This window comes from Lysobacter sp. K5869 (assembly GCF_018847975.1).
GTDB lineage: Bacteria > Pseudomonadota > Gammaproteobacteria > Xanthomonadales > Xanthomonadaceae > Lysobacter.
In genome coordinates this window covers 3,118,962-3,140,991 of record NZ_CP072597.1, presented here as the reverse complement: position 1 = coordinate 3,140,991, position 22,030 = coordinate 3,118,962, and the positions used below count along the sequence as shown (strand labels likewise).

Genomic DNA, 22,030 nt, shown 5'->3' with positions numbered 1-22,030 from the left:
TTCCTTGTCCTTGGTAAGTAAAAAATATATGGATACAGTGATCAGCGGTATTCGCCGACGCGTAGCGCATCCACTTTTCCCCTCAAAACCCGATCAACGCCAATAAGCTTGTCGAGCGGCAACTCTTTTCTGTTGAAACGATATTCCAGACTTACGCTCGCCCCCAATCTATAGTTAACCCTACAGTCGTCCGAAGAAATGCTCGGACCGAAGCCGCAAAGAACGACATAAATTCGCCCCTCCGGGGCCGTATAGACATCCAATCGTGCGCGGTAGGCCGTCGGCCGTTCTTGTTGTGCGAGCAACTGGGGCTGTCCGCATGTCTCGAACCCACCCGGCACCGTCAAGCAGCGCTCCCCAGGGGATTGGTTGCGCACCAGATAAAGAAATGAATCTTGCAGCGCAGGCGCGCCGTCCGCGATTCCCACCAACGCCAGATCCTGGACACGCCTCACCTCGGGAAAATGAGGTTCGCTACTTGCCGCAGTCAAAAGTTCGGTCAACCCTAAATTCTGGACGGGTCGGGGCTTCTCGACGCATTTCCCCAGGTCGTCTTCTTGTTCGGTCGCTGCCCGCACATCGCCGGATACATGTACACGGGCGGCCGGTGCCCGAGGAAGCTTGAACAGTGTCTTGCCCACCGTTACGTAGGCCCAGGACTCATCGCGTCCCCGTGGGCAAGCGACCTTCGGCATATGCACCGGCGCGACCTTTTCTTCGTCGGCGATATCGCGTTCGCGCTGCACGTCACTACATGCGCAAAACAACGACAAAAGGCCCATCCCTATTGAAGCTCTAAATACAACGTTGCTGGACATAGCCCTTCTCTTTGGCCGGCTTCGCGCTTCGCAGCATCCTTGTCCCGCCTCACCGCTCCCGCAACGCTTCGCCCGTATGCTGCCGCAGCGGACTAAGCACGTAATCGATCACCCGCCGCTTTCCCGTGCCGATCTCCACGCTCAGGGCCATGCCCGGCGTCAGCCGCACCTCGACGCCGTCGATGTTCAACGAGGCCTTCGACAGCCGCACCCGCGCTGGAAACACCAGACCGAGCTTTTCGTCCTGGGCGGCGTCGTGGGAGACGCTTTCGACGGTGCCGGTCAGGTAGCCGTAGCGGGTGTAGGGGAAGCTTTCGATCTTCACCGTCGCGGTCTGGCCGGGGCGCACGAAGCCGATGTCCTTGTTGAGCACGGTCGCCTCGACTTCCAGCGCTTCTTCCGACGGCACCACCGCCAACAGCGGTTGCGCCGGCGTGACCACGCCGCCAACGGTATGCACGGCCAACTGCTGCACGGTGCCGGACACCGGCGCGCGCAGTTGCATGAGCCGGTCGCGCTGGCCGGTCTTGGCGACTTCCGGCGCGAACTGCTGCACCTGTTCGCGCGCCTTGCGCAATTCGTCGAGCGTCTGCTGGCGCGTGTCTGCGATCAGCACTTTGAGCTGCTCCTGCGCGCCGGCCAACGCCGACTGGGTTTCGTGCAAGCGGCTGCGCTGCGCGGCAAGATCGCGCTCGGCGGCGATGCGCTCCTGCTCGCGCAGCAAGTATTCGTGGCGGCCGACGTATTTCCCCTCGACCAGCCGCCCGTAATCCTCCGCGCGGCCCTTGGCGATGATCGCGTTCTGCTCCAGCGGGCCGATCATCGAGCGCACCGTTTGCAGCTCGGCCTGGCGCTGGCCGACCGCCGCCTCCAGGTTGCTGCGCTTGGCGGTGAAGGCCTGGAATTCGCTGGTCGCCAATTGCTGCTCGGATCGGAACCGCACCGGCGGCAAGGAAGCATCGGCCGACAGCGTCGGCTCGCCGCGCCCGTCCAATGCCGCGGCCAACGCGCTCAGCCGCAGCTCCGCCAAACGCGCGTTGACCAAGGTTTCCCCGGCTTTTTCGTAATCGGCCGCGGTCGCGGTGGCGTCGAGTTCGATCAGCAACTGGCCTTGCTTCACCTGTTCGCCGTCGCGGACCAGGATCCGACGCACCACCGAGGTTTCGGCCGGCTGCACCACCTTGGTCCGCGAACCGACCACGGTCTTGCCCTGCGCCACCGCGACGATGTCCAACTGGCCGATGCAGGCCCACAGCAAGGCGATGGCGAACAGCGCCACGATCGCGCGCATGGTCCAGCGCGGCAGCGGCGATAGCGGCGTCTCGATCAGTTCCAGATGCGCGGGCAGGAACGCCAGTTCGTCGGCGCTGCGCGGCGGCGCGTCGAAGCTATGGCGCACCGACCAGGCCGCCTTGAAGACTCGGGCGTAGCGCGCGGCGAAATCGCCGACGCCTTGAAAGATATGTTTCATGGCGGCTCAGCCCTGTTGCAAGCGGTGCAGGTAGGCGTAGTGGCCGTCGGCCCGCGCCACCAGTTCGGCGTGGCTGCCGCTTTCCACGATCCGCCCCTTCTCGACCACGACGATGCGGTTGGCGCGGCGAACGGTCGACAGTCGATGGGCGATGATCAGTACCGTGCGGCCCTTGCAGATAGCCTGCATGTTGCCCATCACCGCATGCTCGGACTCGTAGTCCAACGCGCTGGTGGCTTCGTCGAAAATAAGGATGCGCGGGTCGGTCACCAGCGCGCGGGCGATGGCGATACGCTGGCGCTGGCCGCCGGAGAGACCGGTGCCATGCTCGCCGACCTTGGTGTCGTAACCTTCGGGCAGTTCGACGATGAACTCGTGCGCGCCGGCCAGCTTGGCCGCATGGATGACCCGCTCGATCGGCATGCCCGGATCGCTGAGCGCGATGTTCTCGCGCACCGACCGGTTGAACAGGAAGTTCTCCTGCAGCACCACGCCGAGTTGCCGGCGCAGCCAGGCCGGATCGGCCAAGGCCAGATCGTGGCCGTCGATCAGCACCCGGCCGCGTTCCGGCACGTACAGCCGCTGCACCAGCTTGGTCAGCGTGCTCTTGCCCGAACCGGAGCGTCCGACGATGCCGATCACCTCGCCCGCGGCGATGTCCAAATCGATGCCTTGCAACACTTCGGGCACGTCGGGGCGATAGCGGAAGGCGACGTTCTCGAAGGTGATGCGGCCACGGATCGGCGGCAACGCCATGCGGCTGCCGGGCAGTTCGGTGCGGGTATTGAGGATGTCGCCCAGACGCTCGACCGAGATGCCGACCTGCTGGAAGTCCTGCCACAACTGCGCCAGCCGGATGATCGGCGCGGCGACCTGACCGGACAGCATATTGAAAGCGATCAGCTGGCCGATCGACAGCTCGCCGCGGATCACCAGCTGCGCGCCCCAGTACAGAATCGCGACGCTGACCAGTTTCTGCACCAACTGCACGCCCTGCTGGCCGATCGTGGCCAGACGCGTGACCCGGAACGCCGCGCCGACGTAGCCGGCCAACTGGTTGTCCCAGGTGCGGGTCACGCGCGGATCGACCGCGTTGGCCTTGATCGTGCCGATGCCGTTGACGGTCTCGACCAGGAACGACTGGTTCTCTGCGCTGCGGGCGAACTTTTCGTCCAGGTGCTTGCGCAGCACCGGCGTGATCGCCGCCGACCACAGCGCATACAGCGGCAGCGAGATCAGCACGATCAGAGTCAACCAGCCGCTGTAGTAGAACATCACCGCCAAGAACACCACGGTGAACAGCAAGTCCAGCACGCTGGTCAATGCCTGACCGGTGAGGAAGGCGCGGATGTTCTCCAGTTCGCGCACCCGGGCGATGGTCTCGCCGACCCGGCGCGATTCGAAATACGCCAGCGGCAACGCCAGGATGTGGCGGAACAACCGCGCCCCCAGCTCGACATCGATCTTGCTGGTGGTATGGGCGAACACGTAGGTGCGCATCCCCGACAGCAGCACATCGAATACGGCCATGGTCGCCAGGCCGATCGCGATCACGTGTAGGGTGGTCATGCCGTTGTGCACCAGCACCTTGTCCATCACCACCTGATAGAACAAGGGCGTGACCAGGGCGAACAGCTGGATGAACAAAGAAACGACCAGCACTTCGGTCAGCAGCCGGCGATACTTCACCACCGCCGGCACGAACCAGCTGAAATCGAACTTGGCCAGTTCCCCCAGCACGGAGGCGCGCGACGCGACCTGCAACAAGCGGCCGGCGTAGCGCTCGGCGAACTCGGCCCGGCTCAGTTTGAGCGGACGTTTCTGTTCCAGGTCGTGAATCAGCACCGCGTCGGGGCCGACCTTGGCCACGACGAAGGCCTCGCCGTCCGGGCGCAAGGCCAGCGCCGGCAGGTTCGCCTTGTCGATGCGTTCGAGCGGCTGGTCGCCGATCCGCGCCTTCAGCCCCAATTGCTTTGCCGCGAGCAGCAAGCGGGTTTCGTCGAATCCCTCGCCGCCGACCGCGAATTGGTGCTTGAGTTGCGCCGCGTCCGCCGCGATGCCATGAAACTGGGCCAACAGGACCAAACCGGCGAGCGCGCGGTCCTCCTGTTCAGACGTCTTGCCCGTCCCCACGACGGCAAGCGCCGCACTTCCTTGCGACATTGCTGACTACCTACTGCTAGAAAAATTGGGCACCACCAGGGTGCCATCCCCGAACATAATCAGCGTCACATCGGGATGAGCGGCCGTCAATCGACAACCCTGCTTTTTGCAATCGTTCATACGATTCATCTGCACCCCGCGGAGCGACTCACGCCACGTCCATGGACTGCACGAAAAACATGCTAAGTGCCGGCTTTATCAAGAGTTGAGATTGGGGCGGGCGTCGCTGCGAAATCGAACGCAACCGCCGCGTTCGGCCGCCTGGCGCCACCGGTCGACGACGAAAGGCCGAGGGCCAACGAAGTGCCGCCTTGGCTGACCGCGTGCGCGCTCAGGGCGGCGCCGCTATCGACTGGATCCAAGCCAACGGCTCGATCGGCTCCGCAGCGCCGCCCCCTGCCGGTCGATGGCGATCGTTCGGCAGAACCTGCAGCCGTTTCAGGCGCCGCGCGGCCGAGCGCGCGACGGCTTGCCTTGCCCGACCACGCTGCGATACTGCGCCGGCGACGCCACCCGGCCGCATTCCCGCATCGGAAGCCACGCTCATGGAAGAAACCGCCCGTCCACGCTCATCCGAGCTTCGCCGCCGCGGCCTCGCGCTGCTGCTGACCGCCGCGACGCTTGCGGCCGCTCCGGCCGCCCTGGCCAGCGGCCACCTCCCCGGCCAGCCGATCGAGCCCAAACGCTTCCCCGACTACGCCGCCTGCAAGGCCTTCCTCGAACAGACCGCGCGCGAGGACCGCGCCCTGGCCGAGGCGCAGCCGCGCGACACCGAACCGGGCACGACCCGGCAGGTGTTGGTCATCAGCGACGGCGTGGTCGAGCGCGGTCCGGGCCAGGCCGAATACCGCGTCCAGACCGGCCCGCAGTTCCGCCGCCGCGACGAGGCCAACGCGGTCATCGTCACCAATTTTTCCTACGACGAGCGCAGCTACCGCTGCAGCGGCGGCGAGTTGAGCGGCGAAACCGGGGCGCGCGGGTTCTATCAGCCCGGGTACGAGGCGATCCCCGCGCCGGCGCGCTGAAGGGTTTCGCGCCGCGACAGCGGGGGTGTCGGGAGCCGCGCGCGGCGGCTGGCGCGCGAGGGCTCGCCGGAACCGGCATCCCCCGGCGCGCCTGGCCTCCGCCATCGGTGCCGCGCGCGGCGCATAAAAAAACGCCCGGCGCGAGCCGGGCGTTTTTCTTCATCTGGTGCCGGAAACAGGAGTCGAACCTGCGACCTACGCATTACGAATGCGCCGCTCTACCAACTGAGCTATTCCGGCGAGGACGGCAATTCTAGGGGGCCGGGGTGGTCCGGTCAATTCGGACAAGAGCGCAATCCGACGCCCCGGGCCGGGCGCCGGCCTGTCCCGGGGTTCGCGGGCGGGTCGTGGGCCCTGGGGCGCGCTACGCGCTTACCCCGCAAGAACGAATCGCCCGCCCCCCGCGAGCGAGCCCGATCACAACCCGCAAGGCGACGGCAGCTTCGGGTTCTGCTCCTTGACGTTGTCGATGTACGCCACCTTCTTGCCGCGCATATCGGCGACCCGCGCTTCCACGTCGGCGGTCGCGAGCGCCGCGCCCTCGTGGAAGAACACCCAGTCGATGTCTTCGCGGTATTCGCGCAGTTCCGGCGAATCCACCGGGCCGAGCGAGCCGTCCGCGCCCTTGGGCATGAACCACAGGTTGAAGTTGATCGACATGAAGTCTTCCGGGTACACCGCGCTGCTGTGTTCGGAGAACAGCTTGCCGTCGACGTAGTACTTCAGCTGCTTGTCGGCGACGGTGAGCACCAGGGTATGCCAGCCGGCGTAGCTGCCTTCGTGGCGGGTGAATTCGTTGACCTTGGTCCACGGCTCGAGTTGGAAGGTGTCCCAGCTCGTGGTCCACATCGCCGGCTTGGCGTTTTCGCCCCAGCCGCCGTTGGGCAGGTACTCGAAGTCGGTCTCGCTGTAGTTCTTGTCCATCGGCGCCTTGAGCGGGCTGATGGCGTAGAAGGTCTGGATGACTTCGTCGCCGTCCGGCCCCGAGTTCGGTTCGTCGCGGAAGAACACGCGCGCGGCGTAAGTGCCTTCGCGGTACTTGCGCGCGTGGCAGAACTGGGTCTGACGGGTTTTCTCGCCGGTGCCGTCGGTCACCGAGCTCATGCGCACCGCGCCGGCGGCGGTGTCTGGAATGTCGGAGTGGAACGACAGCCCTTCGGCCGACCACGCCGCGCCCTTGATGCCGGGGTGGCCGGTTTCGGTGCGCGCCTTCCAGCCGTTGGCGTTGAACGCGGCCATGTCGGCGTAGTTGAAGTCGTCGAAGAACACCGGATCGCTCGTCGCGGGCGCGGCGGGCGCACTCGCGGCTTGCGCCGGTTCGGCGGGTTTTGCGCTCGTCGGATCGTTGCCGGCGCTGCAGCCGGCGATGATCAGCGAGGCGACGAGAATGCTGACGCGAAACGTACGGCGCTGCCCCATGGCGTTGTCCTTCTTCGTGGCCGGTCGTGGTGGTTGGATCGCAGCCGGTAAACCTCGCGCACTATAGACAACGTTGTCAAACAGGCCCGAGCCGGGCCGTCGCCATAAATACTCAAAAACACAAAAAGGCCAGGGAAAGTCGATCTCGGGACGAAATGACCTGAGCGGACAAAGCTGCAGCCTGCGCCCTGCGTTTGCGCAGCCCGCACCGTGGCGCCCCGCCCTGCCCGCCGAGCGGACGCGCGGCGCCCGATCCGATCTCATCGCCCGGCCCCTCGATCCGACCGCTCGTTCGCGCGCGACGGCGCCGAGTCGCGCGCGTTGTCGCCGCGCGCTGAGCAAACGCGGCGGTGCCCGGCTATCGATGGATCGTTGCGCGTCGCGTCGCGTCGCATCGTTGTTGTCGTTGTCGCTGTCGCATCGAAACAACGACCGCGACCGAACGCAACCGATCTCCAAACATCTCTAAAAACAGCGCAACCCACGCCATCGAACCGCCCGCACGCGCAAACCGCGCCCTCGCCCGCCGCCAACGCGCAGCGCAACAACAGCGCTAATCGGATCACACCACGTCGCGCGCGCGTTTGCGCGAGAGCGCTGCGCCGCGCACGTCGATTGCGCTAACGGCTTGCCGCTTTCGCACATCGCCCACCCGAATGTGCGGTTTTGCGGCCGCGCCCGATTGCGCGCGACGGGGCGATCGCCGAGTCTCGCCGCGCGGTCGAGGATGCAGGGGGCCGCCGACCGCTGCCCATCTCACGCAGCAGGAGCCCCCCCATGATCCGTTCCCACGCAGTCCCACGCGCGCTGCCGTTCGCCATCGCCTGCGGTCTGTCGCTCGCCGCGCTGGCGCCCTCGGCGCTGGCCAAGCTGCCCGACGGCGCGCTCGATCCGGCGTTCGGCCGCCGCGGTCTGGTCGTCACCGATTTCCCGGTCAACGACGACTTCGTCCGCGCCGTGGCGATCCAGTCCGACGGCAAGATCCTCACCGTCGGCGAAGGCGGCGGCGACGAGCCGCTGCACCGGAATTATCTGCAGTGCCGATTGCTGCGCTTCGATGCCAGCGGCAAGCTCGACCCGAGCTTCGGCGCCAACGGCGAGGTGCGGATCAAGCTGCGCTCCGACGCCAAGCCCGCGGCCTGCCGCGCGCTCGCGGTGCAGGCCGACGGCCGCATCCTGGTCGCCGGCGGCAACAAGGGCGATGCGCTGTTGCTGCGCTTCCTCGCCGACGGCAAGACCGACCGCAGCTTCTCGCGCGACGGCGTGCAGACGCTCGACGTCGGCGGGCTCGACGAGTTCTACGGTTTGGCGCTGCAGGCCGACGGCCGCATCGTCGCCGCCGGCAAGCGCTTCGATGCCGGCACGGGGCAAGACGCGGTGGTGCTCGCGCGCTATCGCGGCGACGGCCGCGCCGACAACGGGTTCGGCCGCAAGGGCGTGGTGGTGACGCCGCATCCCGAGCAGGCTCAAGGCGCGGGCGCACAGCACGTGCTGCTGCAGCCCGACGGCAAGATCGTCGTCGCCGGCGGCGGCGGGCGCTGGAATCTGATCGCGCGCTATCTCGCCGACGGCCGCCCGGATCCGGGCTTCGGCAAGGACGGCAGCACGGTGGACCGCATCACCGGCCTCGACGCCGGCGCGCAAGGCCTGGTGCTGCAGGCCGACGGCAAGTTCCTCAGCAGCCATCCCATCGTCGCCGGCGGCGGCGTGCGCGGCACGCTGCTGCGCCACAACGCCGACGGTCGCCTGGATACGACTTATCACCGCCCGGATCTCGACGTCTCCGGCCGCTTGGCGCCGCAAGCCGACGGCCGCGTGCTCGTGGTCGGCAACACCGCCGGGGCCGCGCCCAAGCCCGGCCGCTTGCAGCGCGTGAATCCGGACGGCTCGGTCGATACCACCTTCGCGGTCGCGCCGATCGACTTCGGCGGCAACGAGGATTACTTCATCGATCTGGCCGTGCCGGGCAGCGGCCGCATGGTGGTCGCCGCGTGGCTCAGCGACGAGAACCGCATCGGCCTGGCGCGCGTGGCCGCGACCACGTACTGCCTCGCCGACCCGGTCAATCCGGGCCGCTGGATCGGCTTCAGCGAAAGCGGCTGGTTCGCCACCGTCGACAGCGGCGTCGGCGGCAGCGGCCAAGGTTTGGTCGCGCAAGGCCGCCTGCGTTCGGCGCAACCGCCGGGACGGCCGGCCGGCCGCGTGCTCAGCGCCGGCGGCCCGTCGCCGGCGGCGTATCGGGTCGACGCTTTCGCCGTCACCGGCGACGTGCGCGGCTTCGGCTTCGCCAACGTGGTCAAGCGCGGGCAGGCGCCGGCGGTGTACGGCCTGATCGATGCGCAGATGAACGACCCGGCGTGCAAGATTTTGCCGGGGCGCTGATCCGCTGACGAGGGCGCGGCGGCCGGGGCTCGACGCCCCGCCGCCGCGCCGTTCCCTCATGCGCGCGCTGCGCGGGTTCGCGTTGCGCGCTTGCGTACGTGCGCGAGCGCGATGCCCGCCTGCGAGCGCCCGACCCGGCGCGGCGCGCACCGTGCGCGCCGCGCGCCCTCGCCCAGGAGTCGCGATGCCCGCCCCTCCGTTCCGCTCCCCGCTGCGCGCGATCGCGCTGTCCGCCGCGCTGCTCGCCGCGTCGCTTCCCTCCATCGCCGCGACGCCGCGCGACGGCGCGCTCGACCGCGGCTTCGGCCTCAACGGACTGTCGAGGCCGTTGAGCGGCGACAGCGAAGAAGGCCTGGACGCCATCGCCGTTCAAGACGACGGCCGCGTGCTCGCGCTCAGCCGCGATCACAAAGGCCCGGTCGGCACCTACCGCTGCCGCCTGCTGCGGCTGCGCGAGGACGGCCGCATCGACACCGGCTTCGGCCGCGACGGCCAAGTGCGTTTCGGTCTGCCGTTCGGCTCGGGCTGGTCGTCGTGCGACCATCTGGCGCTGTTGCCCGACGGCAAGATCCTGATCGTCGGCAGGCTCGAATCGCAGCCGATGCTGATGCGCTTCAACCCCGACGGCAGCGCCGACACCGACTTCGGCGACGGCGGCATGGCCGTGTTCGACACCGGCATCGACTTCGGGCTCGCAGCGTTCGCGCGGCAAGCCGACGGCGCCATCGTCCTGGCCGGCACCGGCGGCTATCCCGCCGCGCCGCGCCACGGCTATGCGGTGGCCGTGCGCCTGCGCGCCGACGGCAGCGCCGACACCGGCTTCGGCGTGGGCGGCGTCAGCATCACCGACTTTCCCACCGCGCGTTACGGCGGCTACATCGAACACGTGGCGCTGCAAGCCGACGGGCGCATCGTGATGGCCGGCACCGTGCAGGAGCGCGGCCTGCTGTTGATGCGCTTGCGCGCCGACGGCCGCCTGGATACCGAATTCGGCCGCGACGGGCGCGTGGTCGAGAGTTATCGATTCGCTTCCTACGGCATCCAGGGGTTCGCGCTGCAAAGCGACGGCAGCATCCTCACCAGTCACGACGTATGGCCGTCCGCTCCCCATCTGCCTTGGCGCGGCACCGTGGTGCGGCACCATCCCGACGGCCGCTTCGATTACCGTTTCCGCCGGCCCGACCTGGAATCCCCCGGCCGCTTGACCGTGCTCGCCGACGGCCGCGCGACGGTCGCTTACTACCGCATCGGCGAAACGCCGCGCATCGGCATGCAGCGCTTCGCCATGGACGGCTCGGTCGACCCCGCGTTCGTGTTAGAGCCCTTCGACACCGGCGACGTGTTCGCGCGCGTGCGCGAAATCGCGGTCGACAACGGCGGACGCATCGTGCTCGGCATCGATTCGGGCTCGTTCGACCAGTACACGATCGCGCGCGTGCACAACCGCACGTACTGCTTCGCCGATCCGGCCAACCCCGGCCGTTTCCTCGGCTTCAGCCCGAGCGGCTGGTTCGCCAGCGCCGACAGCGGCGTCGGCGGCAGCGGCGCCGGCGTCGCCGCGAAAGCGCGCCTGCGCCGGATCGACTTGCCCGGGCAAGCGCCGGCCTATGCGTTGAGCGCGGGCGGGCCCGCGCCGGCGGCGTATCGCATCGACGCGTTCGCGCGCATCGACGGCGACGGCCGCGGCTCGGCCTTCGCCAACGCGGCGGTGCGGCGCGAGGGCGACGGCTACGATCCGGGCCGTTACGCCTTGATCGATCCGCGCACGAACGACAGCGCGTGCCGGTTGCGTTCGGGGCGCTGAGCGCGCGCGCAGTAGGAAATCGAAGCCGTAAAAAGCAACGGCCGGTCCTCATCGGACCGGCCGCGTCGTCAGCGCGTCGAGCGCGCGGCGCTCAGTTGATCAACTGCAAGCGCAATTCCTTCGGCAACGCGAACACCATGTCCTCCGGCTCGCCGTCGAGCTCGGCCACGTGCGCGGCGCCGAGTTCGCGCAGACGCTCGATCACGCCGCGCACCAGCACTTCCGGCGCCGAGGCGCCGGCGGTGATGCCGATGCGTTGGCGGCCCTCGACCCAGCGCGGGTCGATCTCGATCGCGCCGTCGATCAGATACGCGGCCACGCCCTCGCGCTCGGCCAACTCGCGCAGGCGGTTGGAATTGGAGCTGTTCGGCGAGCCGACCACCAGCACCAGATCGCAGCGCGCGGCGAGTTCGCGCACCGAATCCTGGCGGTTCTGGGTGGCGTAGCAGATGTCGTCGTTCTTCGGGCCCTGCACCGCGGGGTACTTGGCGCGCAGCGCTTCGATCACGCTGCGAGTGTCGTCGACCGACAACGTGGTTTGGGTGGTGTAGGCCAGATTCTCCGGCTGATCGACCTGCATCGCGGCGACGTCTTCGGCGTCCTCGACCAGATAGATGCGGCCCGAACCGGCCTCGCGCTTCCACTGGCCCATCGTGCCTTCGACTTCGGGATGGCCTTCGTGGCCGATCAGCACCACGTCGCGCCCGGCGCGGCAGTGGCGCGAGACTTCCAGGTGGACCTTGGTCACCAGCGGGCAGGTCGCGTCGAACACCTTGAGCCCGCGCCGTTCGGCTTCCGCGCGCACCGCCTTGGACACGCCGTGGGCGCTGAAGATCACGGTGGCGCCGTCGGGCACCTCGTCGAGTTCCTCGACGAAGATCGCGCCGCGGTGCTTGAGGTCGTCGACGACGAAGCGGTTGTGCACGACTTCGTGGCGCACGTAGATCGGCGCGCCGAGCGTCTCGATCGCGCGCTTGACGATCTCGATGGCGCGGTCGACGCCGGCGCAGAAGCCGCGGGGGTTGGCGAGCAGAACGTCCATAACGCGATTGTACTCCGGTCCCGGCAGGCGGGCTGACGCGATGAGCGGAAGTGAGCCGGCGGCAGCGGAACGCGGCGTTGCGCGCGATCCGCCGACGCTCAGGCCTTGCCGGTTCCGGGCGGCCGCGGTTCGGCCTCGGGCTTGCTGAACAGCCCGAACGCCGCGATGCCGATGGCGCCGCCCACGATGGCCGCATCGGCGATGTTGAACGAGGGCCAGTACCAGGTGCGCCAGTACCACTGGATGAAATCGACCACGTGGCCGTGCAGCAGGCGGTCGATGACGTTGCCGATCGCCCCGCCGATCACCAGCGAGTACGGCAGCGCGGTCTTCCACTCGCCGCGCGGCGTGCGCGCCAGCCAGCGCGCCAGCAGGCCGCTGATGCCGACCGCCAGGACCAGGAAGAAATACTTCTGCCAGCCGCCGGCGTCGCTGAGGAAACTGAAAGCCGCGCCGGTGTTGTAGCTGCGGTACCAGTTCCAGAAACCTTCGATCACCACCACGGGGGTGTATTCCGGCAGCGAGGCCAGCACCCAGTTCTTGCTCCACTGGTCGAGCGCGATCACCGCGATCGAGACGATCAGCCAGGGCAGCGCGTTCTTGGCGGGGGTGCTTGAGGTCATCGGGTCTTGGGGTCGTTATGAATCGGAAATCGAGGATCGGGGATCGGAAGACGGCGCGCGCATCGCTGCGCGCGCCGCGGCCGCATCAGAACCAGCGGCGCTCTTCGCCCGGGCCTTCGACGTTGCTCACGCAGCGTCCGCACAGTTCCGGGTGCTTCGGGTCGGCGCCGACGTCGGCGCGGTAATGCCAGCAGCGCACGCACTTGTGCTTCGCGGTCTTGGCCGTCAGCACCGCGATGTCCTGGATGCCGTCGTCCGCCACCACCTCGACATCGCCGCTGATGAACAAGAAGCGCAGTTCGTCGGTCAGCGGCGCCAGCCAGTTCTGATCGGCGACGCCGCAACGCAAGGTGATCTCCGCCTCCAGCGCCGCGCCGATCTCGCCGGCCGCGCGCATCGGCTCGAGCGCGCGGGTGACGTTCTCGCGCAATTCCAGCAGGCGCTTGAAGTCCTCGTCCGACAGCGCCGCGTCCGCCGGCAGCGGCGCCAGGCCGTCGTACCAGGTGGCGAACAGCACGTTGTCTTCGCGCGGGCCGTGCTCGGTGTTGGCCGGCAGGTGGCGCCACATTTCGTCGGCGGTGAAGGCCAGGACCGGCGCGATCCAGCGCACGAACGCCTCGGCGATGCGGTACATCGCGCTCTGCGCCGAACGGCGGCCGCGCGAATCCTCGCGCATGGTGTAGAGGCGGTCCTTGGTCACGTCCAGGTACAGCGAACCCAGGTCGACGCTGCAGAAGTTCGACAGCAGCTGCACGATTTCGGCGAAATCGTAGCTTTCGTACGCGGCGGCGATGCGGTCCTGCAGCTCGCTGGCGCGGTGCACGATCCAGCGGTCGAGCGCGACCATGTCGTCCAGCGCCACGCAGTCGCGCGCCGGATCGAAACCGCTGAGGTTGCCGAGCAGGAAGCGCGCGGTGTTGCGGATGCGGCGGTAAACGTCGGCGTTCTGCTTGAGGATCTTGTCCGACACCGACATCTCGGCGCTGAAGTCGGTCGAGGCGACCCACAGGCGCAGCACGTCCGCGCCCATCGCATCGATGACCTTCTGCGGCACCACCACGTTGCCGAGCGACTTGGACTGCTTCTTGCCTTGCTCGTCGACCGTAAAGCCATGCGTCAGCACTTGCCGGTACGGCGCCACGCCGTCCATCGCCACGCCGGTCAGCAGCGCGCTGTGGAACCAGCCGCGGTGCTGGTCGGAGCCTTCCAGGTACAGATCGGCCGGCTTGCGCAGGCCGTCCTGCGGCCGCTGCGCGAGCACGCACTCGTGGCTGGCGCCGGAATCGAACCAGACGTCGAGGATGTCGGTGACCTTCTCGTAGTCGCCGGCCTCCTCGCCCAGCAACTGCTCGGCGGTCATCGCGTACCACGCGTCCACGCCCTCGCGCTCCACCGCGTCGGCGACCTGACGCATGATTTCGACCGTGCGCGCATGCGGTTGGCCGGTCTCGCGATGGAAGAACAGCGCGATCGGCACGCCCCAGTAGCGCTGGCGCGAGATGGTCCAGTCCGGACGGCTCTCGATCATGTTGTAGATGCGCGACTCGCCCCAGCCCGGGATCCAGGTCACGCCCGGGATCGCGGCCAGCGCGTCGCGGCGCAGGCCGGCCTGCTCCATCGAGATGAACCACTGCGGCGTGGCGCGGAACACCACCGGCGTCTTGTGCCGCCAGCAATGCGGATAGCTGTGCTTGATCTTGCCGCGCGCCAGCAGCGCGCCGTTCTCGCGCAGGATCTCCAGCAGCAGCTCGTCGCTCTTGAAGATGTGCTTGCCGGCCAGGACGTGCTCGCCCGCCGGCGGCGTCGACGGCAGGTACAGGCCGCGCGCGTCGACCGGATTGATCTGCGCGGCGGTGTAGCGCGCGATCAGGCCGTACTTGAGCGAGACCGCGTAGTCCTCCTGGCCGTGGCCGGGCGCGGTGTGGACCGCGCCGGTGCCGGCGTCGGTGGTCACGTGATCGCCCAACAGCACCGGGATTTCGCGCTCGGCGTAGAACGGATGGCGCAGGCGCAGGCCTTCGAAGACCTCGCCCGGATGCGAGGACCAGTCGCGGGTTTCGACGCTGTGGCCCTGCTTGAGCGCATCGACGTTGGCGATCGCGCTCAACACGCTGGCGGTCAAGTCGTGCGCCAGCAGCAGATATTCCGGACGCTGCGCCGGTTCCTTGAACAGCGATTCCTCGCCCGGCTCGATCCGCACCAGCGAATACTCGACGTTCGGACCCATCGACACCGCCAGGCTCGCCGGCAGCGTCCACGGCGTGGTCGTCCAGATCGGCACCGACAGCGGGCTGCCGTCGTCCTCGATCCCGAACGCGTCGAACACGCGCTTGCGGTCGAGCACCGGATAGCGCACGTAGATCTGGGTGGATTCCTTGTCGTGGTATTCGATCTCCGCCTCGGCCAGGGCCGAGCCGCAGTCGAAGCACCAATGCACCGGCTTGGAGCCGCGCACCAAATGGCCGCGTTCGACGATCTTGGCCAGCGACCGCATGATGTCCGCCTCGTAGCGGAAATCCATGGTCAGGTACGGGTTCTCCCAATCGCCGATCACGCCCAGGCGCTTGAAGTCGCGGCGCTGCAGCTCGATCTGGCTGGCGGCGTATTCGCGGCACTTGGCGCGGAACTGCGCGGCGTCGAGCTTCTCGCCGACCTTGCCGTAGGTCTTCTCGACCTTGGTCTCGATCGGCAGGCCGTGGCAATCCCAGCCCGGAACATAGGGCGCGTCGAAGCCGGACAGCAGCTTGGACTTGACCACGATGTCCTTGAGCACCTTGTTGAGCGCGTGGCCGATGTGGATCTCGCCGTTGGCGTACGGCGGGCCGTCGTGAAGCACGAAGCTGCGCTCGCGGTCCTTCACCTTCGCGCGAATTCGCTGATACAGGCCTTCGCCTTCCCAGCGCGCCAGCGTCTCCGGCTCGCGCTTGGGCAGGTCGCCTCGCATCGGGAATTCGGTCGCCGGCAGCAGCAAGGTGGCCTTGTACGGGTTGCCGGCGGCGGGTTGGCTCGGGTCGTTGGTCACAGCGGGTCTCGGACGGGATCTTCGGCGGAGTGAATGGCGCTAACGGTTCGCGCTAAGGGGTCAAGCGGTTTTTTCGGCGGCGGCGGGCGCGCGCTGCGGATCGGGCGGCGTAGCGGGATCGAGGCGGCGGCGCTGCGCGTCGAGCGCCAGCAGCTCGCGCGCCTGTGCGGCGTCGCGGTGCATCTGCACGGTCAGCGTCGCCAGATCGGGGAACTTCAGTTCGGCGCGCAGGTGGGCGACGAATTCGACCTCGATCCTGCGACCGTACAGGTCGCCGTCGAAATCGAACAGATGCGCCTCCAGCAGCGGCTCCACGCCGGCCACGGTCGGGCGCGTGCCCAGGCTCGACACCGACGGACGCGGGCGATCGCCGATGCCGTGCACCCAGGTCGCGTAGATGCCCGACAGCGCCGGCGTCTTGCCGCCGAAGCGCAGGTTGGCGGTCGGAAAGCCGAGGGTGCGGCCGAGCTGCTGGCCGCGCACGACATGGCCGCCAATGGCGTACGGCCGGCCGAGCAAGCGCGCGGCGGCGGCGAAGTCGCCGGCCAGGATGGTTTCGCGGATGCGGGTGCTCGACACGCGTTCGCCGTCCAGGTGCACCGGCTCGATTTCGTGCGCGCCGAAGCCGGCGGCCTCGCCCATGCGCCGCAGCAGTTCGATGTCGCCGCCGCGCGCCTTGCCGAAGCGGAATTGCGGGCCGACCCAGACTTCGCGCGCGGCCAGCTGCTTCACCAGCACGCGCTCGACGAATTCCTCGCCGCTCCAGCTGCTCAGCTCGCGGTTGAAGCGCAGCAGGCCGACCTGATCGGCGTCCAGCGCCAGCAGGCCGGCGGCCTTGGCCCGCGGCAATAGCAAACGCGGCGGCGGCGCGGCCGGGGCGAAGAACTCGCGCGGCAGCGGCTCGAAGCTCAGCGCCACCGCCGGCACGCCCAAGGCGCGCGCGCGCGCTACCGTGTGGCGCACCAGCGCGCGGTGGCCCAGGTGCAGGCCATCGAAGGCGCCGATGCAGACCACACTGCCGTGCGGGCAACGCGTCCCGCGGTCGACGTCTCGAAACAGCCTGCTCATTCGGATTCTGGCGTGGCGACCCGGTCGCCCGGGATACGGCTTGAAGGATGAATCAGGAAGTATAGCCGCCGGCCGCCGCTCTCAATGGCATCGAACACCGCCGGTTCGACGCGGTTGCGCGCGGAGCCGGCGACGAACCGCGCGGGGGCGGCCTCGCCGCGGCCCGGATCGCCGCGCCGCGACAGGCCGGGAGCCGCGCCCGGGCCCGCGATCCGTCGCCGCCTTCGGCCTCAATGCCCGCGCAGATCCCGCGGCCGGATGCCCTGCAGCCACAGCAGCGCGCCGTACACCGCGCCGCCGGCGCCGACCACCACCGCCAGCTTCCAGCCGCGCTCCCACCACGGCCAGCCGGTCCAGCCCGGCCACAGCCACAGCAGGAACAGCACCACCGCGCTCAGACCCGCGCTGGCCACGCCGATCTGGCGCAGGAACCGCCCCCAGCCCGGCTGGCGCTGATAGACCCGGGCCCGGCGCAGATACCACGCGAGCTGCAAGGCATTGGTCCAGCCGGCGATGGCGATGGCGAGCGCGAGGCAGGCATGCGCGCCCGGCACCTCGCCCAGCGCCTGAGTCAGCCCCGCCCCGCGCGCCAGCGCGGCGCGGCCGGCGTCGCTGAAATACACCGCGAGCAGCAACAGGCCGACCGTGGACAGCAGGTTCACCGCCACCGACACCACCGCCGACTTGACCGGGGTCTTGGTGTCCTGGCGCGAATAGAACGCCGGCGCCAGCACCTTCACCAGCAAGAACGCCGGCACCGCGGTGGATTGCGCCATCAGGCTCAGGCGGATCATCTGGGTGTCCTGCGGGGTCAGCCGGCCGTACTGGAACAGCGCGGCGATCAGCGCCTCGGCGCACAGCACCAGGCCCAGGCAGGCCGGCACGCCGATCAGCAGGCACAGGCGGAAGCCCCAATCCAGCGCCTTGGAATAGCCCACGCTGTCGGTCGCGGCATGGCGCTTGGACAGATGCGGCAGGATCACCGTGCCGATGGCGACGCCGAACATGCCGAGCGGGAACTCCAGCAGGCGGTCGGTCAGGTACAGCCAGCTGACGCTGCCGACGATCAGGAACGAGGCCAGCGCGGTGTTCAGCAGCAAGTTGAGCTGGGCCACCGACGAGCCGAACAAGGTCGGCACCATCAGCTTGAGGATCTTGCGCACGCCCGAGTGCTGCCAGCCCCAGCGCGGCCGCGGCAGCAGGCCGAGCTTGGCCAGCGCCGGCAACTGGAACACCAGCTGCAGCACGCCGGCGAAGAACACGCCCCAGGCCAGCGCCAACACCGGTTCGGCGCCGAACGGCCGCATCAGCGGCGCGGCGGCGGCCGCCGCGGCGATCATCGAGATGTTCAGCAACACCGGCGACAGCGCCGGCACCGCGAATTTCTCGTAGCTGTTGAGCACCCCGCCGACCAGCGAGGCCAGCGAGATGAACAAAGCGTACGGGAAGGTGATCTGCAGCATCTGGGTCGCCAGCCGGTACTGCTCGCCGCCCGGGGCGAAGCCCGGCGCGAACACGCCCATGACCCAGGGCGCCGCCAGCACCACGACCGCGGTCAGCACCACCAGCGCCGCGGTCAGGGTGCCGGTGACCCGGTCGATCAGCTCCTTGACCGCCGCGTGGTCGTGCTTTTCCTTGTACTCGGCCAGGACCGGCACGAAGGCCATCGAGAACGAGCCCTCGGCCGAGAGCCGGCGCATGAAGTTCGGAATTCTGAACGCGACGAAGAAGGCGTCCATCGCCGGGCTGGCGCCGAACTGCCAGGCGTAGACTTGGTCGCGGATCAGGCCGGTGACCCGCGAAATGAAGGTCATCGCGCTGAACACCACCGAGGAACGCAGCAGGCCGCCCTTGCTCATGCCCGCCCTCCCCGGCCCGGATGCCCGGCCCGGCTTTGCCGCAAACCCACCGGGTTGACGCAAGCCCCTGAATCGCCCATACTTTTGGGTCTGATTTTCCGCAACTGCGCAAGACCCGGTTTCGGCCAACGTCCGGCGCTGCGTGTTTCGTCCAGTTTCATCAACCCGGCTTTCATCAAAGCTTCCAACCTAATTTTCAGGAATTCACCGTGGCAAACATCAAGTCCGCCAAGAAGCGCGCCAAGCAGACTGTCGTGCGCAACGCCCGTAACGGCAGCCAGCGTTCGATGCTGCGCACCGCTGTCAAGAAGGTGCTCAAGGCCCTCGGCGAGAACGACGCCGCCGGTGCCAAGTCCGCTTTCGACGTCGCCCAGCCGATCCTCGACCGTTTCAGCGCCCGCGGCCTGATCCACAAGAACAAGGCCGCCCGTCATAAGAGCCGCCTGGCCGCGCGCATCAAGGCGCTGGCTACCGCCGCTTGATTCGCCGCCCGCCAGGGCAGCGATGAACACAAACCCGGCCTCGGCCGGGTTTTTGTTTGCCTGCAATTTTTTCGCCGCGGCCGCACCCTGCCCGCCCGCGCGCAAGCGCAGCGATGCGCAAGCCGGGGCGGCCACCAACGCGGACATGCCGCGCATCTTCGGCGCGGCGAGTGAAGCGAGATTGAAGCCGGCCGCGCGGCGCGCGCGCACGGCGACGCCGCGACGCCAACGGCGCCGCGACGAGTTCACGTTTTGACGATGCTGAGCCCGAGGCTCAGGGCGCATGGCCGGCGGCGGCGTTGGCGGCTTCCAGCGCCTCTTCGCGCTGACGGTCGAAGAAGGCCATCACGTCGAGCATGATCGGCCAGGTGCCTTCGCGGCTGATCGCCGAGACCACGTACCAGCGATCCTTCCAGCCCAGCTCTTCGAGCGTCGCGCGCAGGATCTCCTCGCGCTCCTCGTCCAGCAGCAGGTCGGACTTGTTGAACACCAGCCAGCGCGGCTTATCCAGCAATTCGGGATCGTGCTTGCGCAGTTCGTTCTCGATCGCGCGCACTTGCTCGGCCGGGCTCAGGCCTTCCACCCCGCCCTCCATCGGCGCGATGTCGACGAGGTGCAACAACAAACGCGTGCGCTGCAGATGGCGCAGGAACTGCGCGCCGAGGCCGGCGCCGTCGGCCGCGCCTTCGATCAGACCCGGAATGTCGGCGATGACGAAGCTGCGGTGCGCCTCGACCGCGACCACGCCCAGATTCGGATACAGCGTGGTGAACGGATAATCCGCGACCTTCGGCGTCGCCGCCGACACCGCGCGGATCAGCGTGCTCTTGCCCGCGTTGGGGAAGCCGAGCAGGCCGACGTCGGCCAGCAGCTTCAACTCCATCTTGAGCATGCGCTCCTCGCCCGGCAGCCCCGGCAGCGCCTTGCGCGGCGTGCGGTTGATCGAGCTCTTGAAATGCATGTTGCCCAGGCCGCCCTTGCCGCCGCGCGCGACCAGCAGGCGGTCGCCGTGCGCGGTCAGGTCGCCGATGACTTCGTCGGTCTCGACGTTGGTGACCACGGTGCCGACGGGCACCACGATGATCAGATCGTCGCCGCCCTTGCCGTAGGCCTGGCGGCCCATGCCGTTCTCGCCGCGCTGGGCGCGGAACTGCTTCTGGTGGCGGAAATCGACCAGGGTGTTGACGTTCTCGTCGGCGACCAGCCACACGCTGCCGCCGGCGCCGCCGTCGCCGCCGTCCGGCCCGCCCAGCGGAATGAACTTCTCGCGGCGGAAACCGACGCAGCCGTTGCCGCCGTTGCCGGCGATGACTTGGATTTCAGCTTCGTCTACGAGTTTCATGGCAAGGGCTAAGAGCGGGAATGGGGAATAGGGATTGGGGAACTGAGGATTCGTTGCGGATGGGAGTTTAACCGCAGGGGAACTGGCGCCAGAAGAATGCGGCGTAGGGAAAGGCTGCGCGCGACCGCAGTTCCCCGACCCCGCACTCGAACTCGCTTTTCCTTCCCCGCTCCCAAACGAAAAACCCCGCCGAAGCGGGGCTCCTCGCGGCAACGTCGCGGCGCGATTACTCGGCGGCGACGACGCTGACGGTGCGGCGGCTCTTCGGGCCCTTGGTCGAGAACTCGACCTTGCCGTCGATCAGCGCGAACAGCGTGTGGTCGCGGCCGAGGCCGACGTTGGCGCCCGGGTGGAACTGGGTGCCGCGCTGACGCACGATGATGTTGCCGGCTTCGATGGCCTGACCGCCGTAGATCTTCACGCCCAGGTACTTCGGGTTGGAGTCGCGGCCGTTGCGGGTGGAACCTACGCCCTTTTTGTGTGCCATGGCAGCTGCTCCTTACTTGTTGTCGCCACCGGCGATGCCGGTGATCTGGATTTCGGTGTAGTGCTGACGGTGGCCCATCTGCTTGCGATGGTGCTTGCGGCGGCGGAACTTGACGATGCGCACCTTGTCGGCGCGGCCGTGGCCGACGACCGTAGCGGTGACGGTGGCGCCCTTGAGCGCGTCGCCGACCTTGATGCCTTCGCCGTCGCCCAGCATCAGGACGGTGTCGAACTTGATTTCGCTGCCGGCTTCGACGTCCAGCAGCTCGACGCGGAGCGTCTCGCCTTGCATCACGCGGTATTGCTTACCGCCGGTGACCAGAACTGCGTACATGACCAGATTCCTCTGTAGTTATTTTGGTCCTGCGCCGCCCAGGGATGGACGGACAGAAGCGGAATTCTAGGCGCTTCAGCGAGTTACGGCAACCGCACGGGTTCGGGGAACTCGGGCGGGCGCCTACTGCGGGCGTTCAATCCATTAAAATCAATTACTTACGCAAAGACCGGTTCACCCCGGGGCGCAACCGCCCACCCCGACTCAGCCGCCGCGCCCGCCTGAATGCGCCTGAGCGGCGATCCTGGCCTCGCGCGACCGCCCCTGCCCCCGTCCCGCCGTTTCGCGGCCGGCACCGCTTCGATGCGGTTCCGAGTTTGCTGCGATCGAGTCTCCTGGCACATCGCCGCCGACCTCAGCGCCGCCGTTCTTCAATCCTCCGACCGCATCGATTCCGACCGACCGATCGGCCGAATCCACCGCATCGATGCGAACCTGCGGCGAACATCGCCCGCGCGCATCGACGCCGCATCCGAACAACGCGCGACGCCTCACCGCCACGATTCCGCAATCGAAAATAAATTCGCGCGCCAACGCCGCACTCGCTCGCACGTCGTCGCAACGCAGCGCAAGAAAAGTGGCGTCGCTCAAGAAAATCGCCCGCAGCGCATCAGAAAGCGCGGCGACGAAGTTCACACTTCCGAAAGAAAATTTTTCGCGGGAAAAATCCGCGCGCGCCGTCGCGCCGAA

The 22,030-nt window shown here is 68.0% G+C and carries 18 protein-coding genes and 1 tRNA gene; 5 read left to right on the top strand and 14 right to left on the bottom strand.

Features of this window, described 5'->3' with window-relative positions; genetic code table 11:
- Nucleotides 1-41: 41 nt before the first annotated feature.
- Genes J5226_RS13635 through J5226_RS13625 form a run of 3 tightly spaced genes read right to left on the bottom strand, consistent with a single transcriptional unit; the run spans nt 42 to nt 4,452 of the window.
- Nucleotides 42-818, bottom strand: coding sequence for a hypothetical protein (locus J5226_RS13635; RefSeq protein WP_215835045.1), 777 nt, complete (start codon nt 816-818; stop codon nt 42-44).
- A 49-nt stretch (nt 819-867) separates the two neighbouring features.
- On the bottom strand, nt 868-2,289 hold the full coding sequence (locus tag J5226_RS13630; RefSeq protein WP_215835044.1) for an HlyD family type I secretion periplasmic adaptor subunit: 1,422 nt from the start codon (nt 2,287-2,289) through the stop codon (nt 868-870).
- 6 nt (nt 2,290-2,295) lie between these two features.
- Complete coding sequence (locus J5226_RS13625; protein ID WP_215835043.1) at nt 2,296-4,452, bottom strand: type I secretion system permease/ATPase; 2,157 nt, start codon at nt 4,450-4,452, stop codon at nt 2,296-2,298.
- A gap of 311 nt (nt 4,453-4,763) precedes the next feature.
- On the opposite strand from J5226_RS13625, the gene J5226_RS13620 reads away from it, so the two are divergent.
- Complete coding sequence (locus J5226_RS13620) at nt 4,764-5,477, top strand: hypothetical protein (RefSeq protein ID WP_215835042.1); 714 nt, start codon at nt 4,764-4,766, stop codon at nt 5,475-5,477.
- A gap of 164 nt (nt 5,478-5,641) precedes the next feature.
- Here the strand turns inward: J5226_RS13620 and J5226_RS13615 are convergent.
- Nucleotides 5,642-5,717 (bottom strand) — tRNA-Thr (locus tag J5226_RS13615).
- A gap of 177 nt (nt 5,718-5,894) precedes the next feature.
- A complete protein-coding gene (locus tag J5226_RS13610) occupies nt 5,895-6,896 on the bottom strand; it encodes a glycoside hydrolase family 16 protein (protein ID WP_215835041.1) in 1,002 nt (333 codons plus the stop codon).
- Between the two features lie 777 nt (nt 6,897-7,673).
- Here J5226_RS13610 and J5226_RS13605 point away from each other — a divergent pair.
- Entirely contained in the window at nt 7,674-9,278 is a 1,605-nt protein-coding gene (locus tag J5226_RS13605) for a hypothetical protein (protein ID WP_215835040.1), read from the top strand.
- A gap of 184 nt (nt 9,279-9,462) precedes the next feature.
- On the top strand, nt 9,463-11,082 hold the full coding sequence (locus tag J5226_RS13600) for a hypothetical protein (protein ID WP_215835039.1): 1,620 nt from the start codon (nt 9,463-9,465) through the stop codon (nt 11,080-11,082).
- Nucleotides 11,083-11,173: 91 nt separating this feature from the next.
- Here the strand turns inward: J5226_RS13600 and ispH are convergent, their stop codons facing one another.
- From ispH to murJ, 5 genes are all read right to left on the bottom strand, one after another.
- The gene (gene ispH, locus J5226_RS13595) at nt 11,174-12,124 is read right to left on the bottom strand and encodes a 4-hydroxy-3-methylbut-2-enyl diphosphate reductase (RefSeq protein ID WP_215835038.1); all 951 of its coding nucleotides are present in this window, start codon (nt 12,122-12,124) and stop codon (nt 11,174-11,176) included.
- Between the two features lie 98 nt (nt 12,125-12,222).
- A complete protein-coding gene (lspA, locus tag J5226_RS13590; RefSeq protein ID WP_215835037.1) occupies nt 12,223-12,747 on the bottom strand; it encodes a signal peptidase II in 525 nt (174 codons plus the stop codon).
- Between the two features lie 85 nt (nt 12,748-12,832).
- A complete protein-coding gene (ileS, locus tag J5226_RS13585; protein ID WP_215840425.1) occupies nt 12,833-15,691 on the bottom strand; it encodes an isoleucine--tRNA ligase in 2,859 nt (952 codons plus the stop codon).
- A gap of 138 nt (nt 15,692-15,829) precedes the next feature.
- Entirely contained in the window at nt 15,830-16,837 is a 1,008-nt protein-coding gene (locus tag J5226_RS13580; RefSeq protein ID WP_215835036.1) for a bifunctional riboflavin kinase/FAD synthetase, read from the bottom strand.
- A 230-nt stretch (nt 16,838-17,067) separates the two neighbouring features.
- Nucleotides 17,068-18,696 (bottom strand): murein biosynthesis integral membrane protein MurJ, encoded by a 1,629-nt coding sequence (murJ, locus tag J5226_RS13575; RefSeq protein WP_215835035.1) that lies wholly within the window; start codon nt 18,694-18,696, stop codon nt 17,068-17,070.
- Between the two features lie 209 nt (nt 18,697-18,905).
- Between murJ and rpsT the strand changes: the two genes are divergently transcribed.
- Together rpsT and J5226_RS13565 are read left to right on the top strand one after the other, a co-directional pair.
- Nucleotides 18,906-19,178, top strand: coding sequence for a 30S ribosomal protein S20 (gene rpsT, locus J5226_RS13570; RefSeq protein ID WP_074866324.1), 273 nt, complete (start codon nt 18,906-18,908; stop codon nt 19,176-19,178).
- Between the two features lie 22 nt (nt 19,179-19,200).
- On the top strand, nt 19,201-19,434 hold the full coding sequence (locus tag J5226_RS13565) for a hypothetical protein (RefSeq protein WP_215835034.1): 234 nt from the start codon (nt 19,201-19,203) through the stop codon (nt 19,432-19,434).
- A gap of 18 nt (nt 19,435-19,452) precedes the next feature.
- On the opposite strand, the gene cgtA is transcribed toward J5226_RS13565, so the two are convergent.
- The 4 genes from cgtA to J5226_RS13545 all read right to left on the bottom strand — a co-directional run bounded on the left by cgtA (nt 19,453) and on the right by J5226_RS13545 (nt 21,976).
- On the bottom strand, nt 19,453-20,520 hold the full coding sequence (gene cgtA, locus J5226_RS13560; protein ID WP_215835033.1) for an Obg family GTPase CgtA: 1,068 nt from the start codon (nt 20,518-20,520) through the stop codon (nt 19,453-19,455).
- A 226-nt stretch (nt 20,521-20,746) separates the two neighbouring features.
- Nucleotides 20,747-21,007: a 50S ribosomal protein L27 gene (rpmA, locus tag J5226_RS13555; protein ID WP_096377447.1), complete on the bottom strand. Its 261-nt coding sequence runs from the start codon at nt 21,005-21,007 to the stop codon at nt 20,747-20,749.
- 12 nt (nt 21,008-21,019) lie between these two features.
- Nucleotides 21,020-21,340 (bottom strand): 50S ribosomal protein L21, encoded by a 321-nt coding sequence (rplU, locus tag J5226_RS13550; protein ID WP_215835032.1) that lies wholly within the window; start codon nt 21,338-21,340, stop codon nt 21,020-21,022.
- A 204-nt stretch (nt 21,341-21,544) separates the two neighbouring features.
- Nucleotides 21,545-21,976 carry a hypothetical protein gene (locus tag J5226_RS13545; protein WP_215835031.1) on the bottom strand — a complete coding sequence of 144 codons (432 nt, stop codon included), beginning with the start codon at nt 21,974-21,976 and terminating at the stop codon, nt 21,545-21,547.
- Nucleotides 21,977-22,030: the final 54 nt, after the last annotated feature.